This is a genomic window from Guyparkeria sp. (assembly GCF_046545975.1).
Lineage (GTDB): Bacteria > Pseudomonadota > Gammaproteobacteria > Halothiobacillales > Halothiobacillaceae > Guyparkeria.
The window spans coordinates 19,377-27,874 of record NZ_JBKGYT010000015.1 but is presented as its reverse complement, the minus strand read 5'-3'; the positions used below and the strand labels follow the sequence as shown (position 1 = coordinate 27,874).

At 69.4% G+C, this 8,498-nt stretch carries 7 protein-coding genes and 1 riboswitch; of the genes, 2 read left to right on the top strand and 5 right to left on the bottom strand.

From position 1 onward, the window contains the following. A partial coding sequence (locus ACLFMY_RS02770) for a TonB-dependent receptor (protein ID WP_410763010.1) occupies positions 1-1,033 on the bottom strand: 1,033 nt, incomplete at its 3' end. A 36-nt stretch (positions 1,034-1,069) separates the two neighbouring features. After that, positions 1,070-1,274: riboswitch (cobalamin riboswitch) on the bottom strand. Between the two features lie 151 nt (positions 1,275-1,425). Here ACLFMY_RS02770 and nudE point away from each other — a divergent pair. Together nudE and cysQ are read left to right on the top strand one after the other, a co-directional pair. Further along, positions 1,426-1,995 carry an ADP compounds hydrolase NudE gene (gene nudE / locus ACLFMY_RS02765; protein WP_410763009.1) on the top strand — a complete coding sequence of 190 codons (570 nt, stop codon included), beginning with the start codon at positions 1,426-1,428 and terminating at the stop codon, positions 1,993-1,995. Continuing rightward, on the top strand, positions 1,992-2,840 hold the full coding sequence (cysQ, locus tag ACLFMY_RS02760) for a 3'(2'),5'-bisphosphate nucleotidase CysQ (RefSeq protein ID WP_410763008.1): 849 nt from the start codon (positions 1,992-1,994) through the stop codon (positions 2,838-2,840). Before nudE ends, cysQ begins: the two co-directional genes overlap by 4 nt. A 10-nt stretch (positions 2,841-2,850) precedes the next feature. Here the strand turns inward: cysQ and ACLFMY_RS02755 are convergent, their stop codons facing one another. From ACLFMY_RS02755 to hrpA, 4 genes are all read right to left on the bottom strand, one after another. Next, positions 2,851-3,123, bottom strand: coding sequence for a hypothetical protein (locus ACLFMY_RS02755; RefSeq protein ID WP_410763007.1), 273 nt, complete (start codon positions 3,121-3,123; stop codon positions 2,851-2,853). Positions 3,124-3,260: 137 nt separating this feature from the next. After that, complete coding sequence (locus ACLFMY_RS02750; protein WP_410763006.1) at positions 3,261-3,557, bottom strand: YcgL domain-containing protein; 297 nt, start codon at positions 3,555-3,557, stop codon at positions 3,261-3,263. A 79-nt stretch (positions 3,558-3,636) separates the two neighbouring features. Beyond that, on the bottom strand, positions 3,637-4,236 hold the full coding sequence (locus ACLFMY_RS02745; protein ID WP_410763005.1) for a DUF4124 domain-containing protein: 600 nt from the start codon (positions 4,234-4,236) through the stop codon (positions 3,637-3,639). 100 nt (positions 4,237-4,336) lie between these two features. Further along, complete coding sequence (gene hrpA / locus ACLFMY_RS02740; RefSeq protein WP_410763003.1) at positions 4,337-8,452, bottom strand: ATP-dependent RNA helicase HrpA; 4,116 nt, start codon at positions 8,450-8,452, stop codon at positions 4,337-4,339. Positions 8,453-8,498 lie beyond the last annotated feature (46 nt).

The following is an 8,498-nucleotide window of genomic DNA, read 5'->3' as shown; positions in this document are numbered from 1 at the left end:
GCGAATTCTTCTCGTAGTCAGAGCTGCTCGAAAGCTTGTCGTAGGTCTGGTCCGCACCCACGGTCACGGAGGTGGAGGGGGCGATGAAGAAGTCGTTCGCCAGAGACAGCGTGTCACGCTGCGTGTCGAACCGAGAGGTGCCGCCGAGCTCGTCCACGCTGTCCTGGTCGTCGATGTGCCGGCCGGCGCGGGCGCGCAGCTGCCAGAACCCGATCCGTCCGGTGGAAGCGGACAGGCCGAAGGTGCGCTGCTCGATCTCCGATTCCTGGTAGAACCCGTCGAATTCGACCTCCGCCGAACTGGCGAGGAACTGACCGCGAACGTGGCCGCCGTTGCCGAAGCGGTAGCCGGCCTGACCCTGCACGGAATCGTTCTCGTAGCCGTCGTCGTCGGGGTCCGTTGCGGGGTCGCTCTGGGCATCGAAGCCATCGGTTTCCCGGTGAGCCACGCCCAGCGAGTAGTCGAACGCCCCTTGCCGGCCACCAATGCGTGCGTCGGCCTCCCGTTGGCCGCGCGAACCGGCGCCGATGCCGCCGGACAGCTGCGTGACGTCTTCGGCGCCCTTGCGGGTGAAGATCTGGATGACGCCGCCCCCGGCGTCCGCGCCCCATTGGCCCGACCGGGGGCCGCGCACGATCTCGATCCGTTCGATGTGCGCCAGGGGAACGTGTTCGAGGTAGGTCTGGCCGGCCGAGACCGAACCGACCCGCGCCCCGTCGACGAACACGGCCGTGCGGCTGGCGCTCTGTCCCCAGATGGACACGTTGGACAGCTTGCCCGGCCCACCCTGGTTGATGACGTTCAGGCCGGCACGGCCTGCAAGCAACTCCTGCAGGGACCGGGCCTGGCTGCGCTCGATCTCGTCGCGGGTGATCACGGTCTCCGGCATGGCCGGGGCCTCGGCCGGTGCCTCGCGGACGGCCGTGATGTTGATGGTGCCCAGGCGGTCGTCGTCGGCCAGGGTGGACAGGGGGGTGAGGCAGAGCAGACCCGCGATCAGGGACGGGTGTCGGGCAGGGATGCGAGTGGTCATGGTTCCGTTGTCGCTTGCCGACCAGCCCACCGCAGGTCGGGAAAACCGATCAGAGGCCGGTCTCCGGGCTCGTGGCCTACCGGCACCGCCTTCCCGATCCTCGATGGACGAGGGTCAGTGGCTGAATGATGCCGGCGTCACCACCTACCGTTGCGGGGGCAGCACAGGCCTTGGACCTGTTTCCCTGTTTCAGCGCCCGTCGCGGTTTCGCGGCGGCGCTACCTCTGATGTCGGGGCGCATTGTTTGGAAAAACCTGCGACAAGGCAAGTGCACAAGGAGAATTTATCTCATGGAAAGCATGAGCCGGACCGACTTCGAGCCGATCGCGGGTTTGCCGGCCTTGTCGGCTACAATGAACGGGATTCCAGAGGTTCGTATCCACGGGTTGCCCATGCCGTCGAAAGCCCCACCCACCATCCGAGCGGTACGTCCGCTGGCCGAGACGCGGCTGTTCCGCGTCGAGGGCGTCGACCTGCGCTTCGCCAACGGGGCCGAGGTGACGTTCGAGAGGCTCCGGGGCAGTCGACACGGGGCGGTGATCGTCGCCGCGCTGACCGACGAGCGCGAGTTCGTGCTCATCAGCGAATACGCCTGCGGCACCGAGCGCTATGAGCTGGGGCTGCCGAAGGGGCGGATCGACGACGGGGAGACACCGGTGGAGGCGGCCAGCCGGGAACTGATGGAAGAGGCAGGGTTCGGCGCCCGCCGGCTGACGCGACTCAACGAGCTGACCATGGCGCCGACATATTCCGGGCAGCGTACGCACCTCGTGCTGGCCGAATCTCTCTACCCGGCGCGCTTGCCGGGGGACGAGCCCGAACCGCTGGAAGTCAGCCTGCTGCCCATGGCCGAACTCGACGAACTGGCCGCCTCCGGCGACTGCTCCGAGGCGCGCTCGCTGGCGGCGATGTTCCTGGTGCGCGGGCACCTCGAGGCACGAGAAAGGGAAGGGACGGCGTGAACGGAAAGCTCGATCAGTACAACGGGCCTCAGTCGGCGGGAAGCGGGGTCGACCGCGCCCTGCTCGAGGCCGTCCGCGAGATCGCCGAACAGGCCGGCCGGGAGATCATGACCGTCTACGAGGGAGATTTCGCCGTCGAGCGCAAGCACGACACCTCGCCGGTCACCGAGGCGGACGTGGTGGCCAATCGGCTGATCTCCGAACGGCTGGTCGCGCTCGACCCATCCATCCCGGTGCTGACCGAGGAAACCCGTGCGCCGGCGTGGCGCGAAAGGCAGGGGTGGGAAACCTACTGGCTGGTCGATCCGCTCGACGGCACGCGGGAGTTCGTCAAGCGAAACGGCGAGTTCTCCGTGAACATCGCCCGGATCGAGCGGGGCGACCCCGTGCTGGGCGTGGTGCTCGCTCCAGCCATCGGCCTTGAATATGCCGCCATCCGCGGCGACGGGGCATGGCGCTACGTCGACGGACGGGCCGATCCCATCCGGGTCCGGCCCCCGGCCTGGCCACCGACGCTGGCGCTGTCACGTTCCCATTCGAGCCTGCGCGAGCAGCACCTATCCGAGACCTTCGGCCAGCCGGAGATCATCCGCTGCGGCAGTTCGCTCAAGACCTGTCTGATCGCCGAGGGCCGGGCCGATCTCTATCCCCGCCTCGGGCCGACCTCGGAATGGGACACCGCCGCCTCCCAGTGCGTGCTCGAGGCGGCCGGCGGCCACCTGACGGATCTGCAGGGGCGGCCCCTGCGGTACAACACCAAGGAATCCCTGCTCAATCCCATGTTCGTGGCGCACAACGGCATGGAGCTGGATTTCGACCGCCTGCACGAGATCGCCGCGCTCTGAGACCACGGCGTCAGTCCCGGGTGTCGGCCATCCAGCCGTCGCGCCCCTCGATCAGCTCCAGCCGCGTGCGGTAGGGGCGCGTGTCCCCGGCCTCGAACTCGCCGAAGCGCAGCATCAGTTCCAGTCGTCCCAGGTGGTCCAGCGCGCCCTCGCCGGAGCTGCCCAGCTCGCGGGCCACGTCGGCGAGATCCCGGGGAAAGAGGAGGGTGGCCTCGACGTCCACCACCCAGACATCCCCGCGCGCCGCGGCGTTCATCGAGTCGATCCGTTCGACGATCACCACCTCGGCCCGCGGGTCGACCCGCTCCTGCAGTACGGCCTGTACCTCGGCCCGGTCGGGGCCCTAGCTGCAGCCGGCCAGGGCCAGGGCGGCCAGCAATCCCAGGACCAGCCGCGTGCCGGCGCGTGAAAGCGGCCGGCTCATCCGGGCCCGGCCTTGCCGGCACGAATGCCCGCCTTGAGGTTGTCCCAGTGCGCCCAGTTGTCGGCGGCCGGCGGCATCTGCAGGTGAAAGCCCAGCGTCTGGATGTGGTGGCGCACGGTGGCCGTGTCGGTGCGGGCGAGTTGGCGGTCGTCCGACAGGTCCAGTTCCATCACGAACTCGAGTGTCCCCAGTTTGTCGAGCACCATCGGGTCGAGTTCCTCGAGGTCCTGCCCGGCCCGGACGAAGAGATACATGTCGGGATTCCTGCGACTCTTGAAGATGTGCGCCTGCATGTCTGATCGTTCGCTGTTGTGGGTGCGGTCGCGGATTATTGCAGATTACGCCCCGGTTCCGAACCGGCGCAGGGCTGGACTAACGATAACCGGGAAAACCGCCGGGATAACGGCCGGAATAGCCCGGTTCCTTGATGGGTTCGCCCGTCGCGGAATACGGGTCGCGGTTGTCGTCCGGCCGTTTCGGCGGGTGCGGCCGATGCGGCGGGCGGTAGTGCGGTGGCCGATCGCCGTACCATAACGAGAATCCGTCCTCGTCGATGTAGAGGCCGCCGCCCGGCTCGCGGTAGCGGTCGTAGAGGCTGCGGGAATGGTAGGGATAGTAGTGGCTGCCGGCGGCGCCCTCCGGCGGGGCGAATACCACGGGCGGCGGCGCCTCGGCGGCCCGTTTCTCGGCGGCCAGCCGCTCGGCCTCCTTGCGCTCGTCGTATTCCCGGGCGAGTCGTGCGATCCCCTCGCGGGCGGCCTCTCCGCCCGTGCCCGCCGCGGGCGCATCGATCACCTGTACCTCCATCTCTCCCTCGCAGGGTTGGTCGGAGAACACCACGCTGCCGTCGGGCTGGAGGCACTTGTAGACCGTGGTCTCGCTCGCCGTCGCCGGCACGACGAGCCAGGCCGCGGCGAGGACCAGTGCCAGCCGGGGTATCAGGAAAGGCGTTGTCGTGTGACTGCCGGTCATGCGGAAGATCCTCTTGTTCCTCCACTCCTATAGACCACTTCGCTTGCCTTGCGAGCGATTCATCGGGCCAGTGCCCCCGCAGGCGGGAGGAGTCGGCCCGCTACGCCTGCTTCAGCGCCGCCTCGACGTCCTTGGCCTTCGGTGCGCCCTTGCCGGCCAGTTCCTGGGTAAAAACGGCCAGGCGGTGGGCCTCGAGCAGGTCCAGCAGTGCCTCGCGACGCTGCCATTCGACCAGATCCGGACTGCCCTTGAGCAGACGATGCCTCACCTGTTCGGCCAGCGGGGCGAACGGCACACGCAGCATGCGGTCCCGTTCCGGTTGGCGCTCGGTCTTCTCCAGGCGCTTTTCCGCGCCCTCCAGGTAGCGGGGCAGCTGGGCCAGCCGGTCGTCGGAGGCCAGCCAGATCATGCCGGGGTGGACCAGCAGGTCGAGCTGGTCGCCGATTTCCCGGGCCGCCTCGATCACGGACAGCGGCAGCCGCCCGCCAAGCTGGCGACGCAGCTGGTGCTGACGTTCGAGAATCGCCCGGAGCTGCTGGGCGAGTTCCATCGCCCGGCCCGGCAGCTCCCCGTCGAGACGCGCCAGGCGCTCGCGGAAGGTGTCGGGGTCGCGCACCGGTGGCTGGTCGGCGACGGCCAGTTGCCAGGCCGCGCGGAAGACAAGCTCCTGGTCGAAGGCGCGGTCGGCGCGCTGCGGCCGTTGCATGCCTTCCGAAGGAATCGGGCGTGGCGATTTCAGCCGGCTGTAGTTCAGGCGAACCGTGTCCAGCGAGCGGTCGCCGCGCAGGTCGGATTCCGCCTGGCGGACCATCTGCGCGCGGGCCAGCAGCATCAGGCGGACCACCCCGGCCTCGTGGATCAGGCGGGCGCGCTCGGGGTCGTCGACCAGTTCGATCTCGACGTGGTCGCCGCGGTCGGCCAGTGCCGGGCGGGCCTCGAGCTGGGCGCCGGCGCTCTCGACGGTGAGCGTCTCCGGCAGTTCGCCGACGTCCCACTCGGTGGTGGAATGATCCTCCAGGCGGTGTCGGGCGCGTTGCTCGAACGCTTCCTTCGCGCGTTCGGTCTGCCGTCCGCGCAGGGCATTGATGTCGCGGTCCGAATCGACCGGCTCGCCGTCCTCGTCCACCGCGACGAAGCGCATGCGCAGGTGCTCGGGCAGCTTGCGCTCGTCGAGCAGGGCGGGGTCGACCTCGTGGCCGGTCATGCGGCGCAGCTCGTCGGCGACGGCCTGGGAGAGCGGGATGCCGGTGTCGGTGATGCGGTCCTCCACCGCCTCGGCGAAGCTCGGGGCGGGCACGAAGTGGCGACGCTCGGCCTTGGGCAGGGCGCGAATCATCGCCTCGATCTTCTCCTGTCGCAGCCCCGGCACCAGGTGCGTGGTGGGCGCGGGGTCGATGCGATCGAGCAACCCCAGCGGGATGTGCAGGCTCACGCCGTCGTCCGGCTCGCCCGGGGCGAAGTGATAGGTAAGCCGCAGGCGGTAGCGGCCCATCGGCCAGTGGTCGGGCAGTTCGGCCAGCCGCCGGTCGTCGGGCTCGGCGGCCAGCAGGTCGTCGCGGGTGAGCTTCAGCCCCTCGGCCTCGGCACGGTGTGCCTTGATCCAGTGGTCGAGCTTGCGCGCGTCGGTCACCTCGGCGGGGATGCGGGCGTGGTAGAAGTCGAAGAGCTTCTGCTCGTCGACCAGGTACGCTGGGCGGCGCAGCTTGGCCTCCAGCGTGCGGATCTCCTCGATCAGCGCCTGGTTGTGCTGCCAGAAGGGTTGGGCCGACTCGAACTCGCCCTCCACCAGCGCCCGGCGGATGAAGATCTCGCGCGCCTCGACCGGGTCGATGCCGCCGTAGTCGACCCGCCGCTTGGTGACGATCGGCAGGCCGAACAGGCGTACGGTCTCGAAGGCGGTCACCCGCCCGGACTTCGGGTTCCAGGCGGGCTCGTTGTACTCGCGGGTGACCAGGTGCCCGGCCATGGGTTCGAGCCAGCGCGGGTTGATCGGCGCGTTCATGCGCGCGAACACCTTCGAGGTCTCGACGATCTCCGCCGACACGATCCACTTGGGCTGCGCCTTGACGGTCACCGAGCCGGGGAAGAGGTAGAAGCGGCGGTTGTTCGCGCCCAAATACACGGTCGGCTGGCGGCGCTTCTTGCCCCGGTGATCGCCGGCGGCCTGACGGTAGCTCTTCGGGGGAGCCGGGTCGCGCATGCCGATCTGGTCGAGCAGCCCGGCGAGCGCGGCCTGGTGCAGCTGCTCGAGCCGGCCGGCCAGGGGGGCGGGCAACTGCTGCTTCTCTCCCTTCTGGTTTTCCCCTTCCCGGGGCGGCTCGGGCATCTCGATCGGCTCGAAGTCGGGCAGGCGGATGCGGAACATCTCGTCGACCGATTGCCGCAGCTGGCCGACGAGATCGTGCCACTCGGTCAGACGGTTGGCGTTGAGGTAGCGCTTTATCGCCCACTGGCGCGCCTGGCGGCGGCTCTTGTGGCGGCGCACCTCGTGCCAGGCCGACCACAGGGCAAGCGCGCTGGCGAAGTCCGAGCCGGCCAGGGCGAACTGGGCATGAGCGGCGTCGGCTGCCCCGCGGGCCTCGGTCGGTCGTTCGCGCGGGTCCTGGATGGCGAGGAAGGCCGCCACGATCAGCATGTCCTCGGTCGCCCGGTCACCGTGCTCGCGGGCCGCGACGATCATGCGACCCAGGGCCGGGTCGATCGGCAGGCGCGAGAGCTGGCGGCCGATCCTCGTCAGTCGGCCACGCTCGTCGATCGCCTGGAGTTCGAACAGGTGCTTGCGTGCCGTGCTCAGCTGGCGCGGGTCGGGCGGTTCGATGAAGGGGAAGTTCTCCGCCTGCCCGAGCTTGAGCGCATCGAGCTGGAGGAGCACCGAGGCGAGGTTGGAGCGCAATATCTCCGGATCGGTGAAGGCCGGTCGGCCCTCGAAGTCATCCTCCTCGTAGAGGCGGATGCACACGCCCGGGGCGATCCGCCCGCAGCGCCCGGCGCGCTGGTTGGCCGAGGCCTGCGAGATCGGCTCGATGCCGAGCTTCTGCAGCCGGGCGCGCGGATGGTAGCGGCTGATGCGCGCCACGCCCGAATCGATCACGTAATGGATGCCCGGCACGGTCAGCGAGGTCTCGGCGACGTTGGTCGACAGCACGATGCGTCGGCCGGCATGCGGGGCGAACACCCGCTGCTGGTCGGCCGCCGACAGGCGCGCGTAGAGCGGCAGGATCTCGGTGTTTCTCAGGCCGTGACGCGATAGCTGGCGCTCGGTCTCGCGGATCTCGCGTTCGCCGGGCAGGAACACCAGGATGTCGCCGGGCCCCTCGTGGACCAGCTCGTCGACCGCGTGCATCACGCCGCGGGCGATGGTCGAGCCCAGCTCCTCGTCGCGGTCGGCCTCGGGGGGGCGGTAGCGGACCTCGACCGGGTAGCCCCGCCCGCTGACGGTGACGATCGGCGGGCGTCGTCCGGCGCGGTCGGCGAAGTGCTCGGCGAAGCGCTCCGGGTCGATGGTCGCCGAGGTGATCACGAGGCGGAAGTCCGGCCGGCGCTCGAGCAGCCGCTTGACCACCCCGAGCAGGAAATCGATGTTGAGGCTGCGCTCGTGGGCCTCGTCGATGATCAGGGCGTCGTAGCGCAAAAGCTCGCGATCGTGTTGCAGTTCGGCGAGCAGCAGGCCGTCGGTCATCACCGCCACGCGCGACTCCGGGCGGGTCTGGTCGGAGAAGCGCACCTTGTAGCCGACCGCGGTGCGCCCGTCGTGTCCCTCGCCCTCGTCGAGCTCCTCGGCCAGCCGCCGGGCGACGTTGCGCGCGGCGATCCGCCGAGGCTGGGTGTGCGCGATCATGCCGCGTCGCCCGTAGCCCAGCTCGAGGAGCATCTTGGGCAGCTGCGTGGTCTTGCCCGAGCCGGTCTCGCCGGCGACGATGGTCACCGGGTGGTCGGCGATGGCGGTCTTGATCCGCTCGCGCGCGCCGGAGACGGGCAGTTCGTCCGGGTAGGCGATGTGGATGGACAGCGCCTCGCGCGCGCTGACCTCGTCCGCGGCGGCCGTCACCTGGTCGAGCAGCGGGTGCAGGGCGCTCTCGGCGCCGGCGGGGGCTTCCTGCAGGCGGTGGATCTGGCGGTCGATGCGCGGCAAATGACGCAGGGCCAGGCGATCGCGGTTGCGCTCGATATAAGCGAGAATGCTGGCCGGGTCGGTGCTGTCGACGGATGTGCTCATCCGGCCCATTGTACGAGAAACGAACCGCAGGCCACGTCGCCGTCGG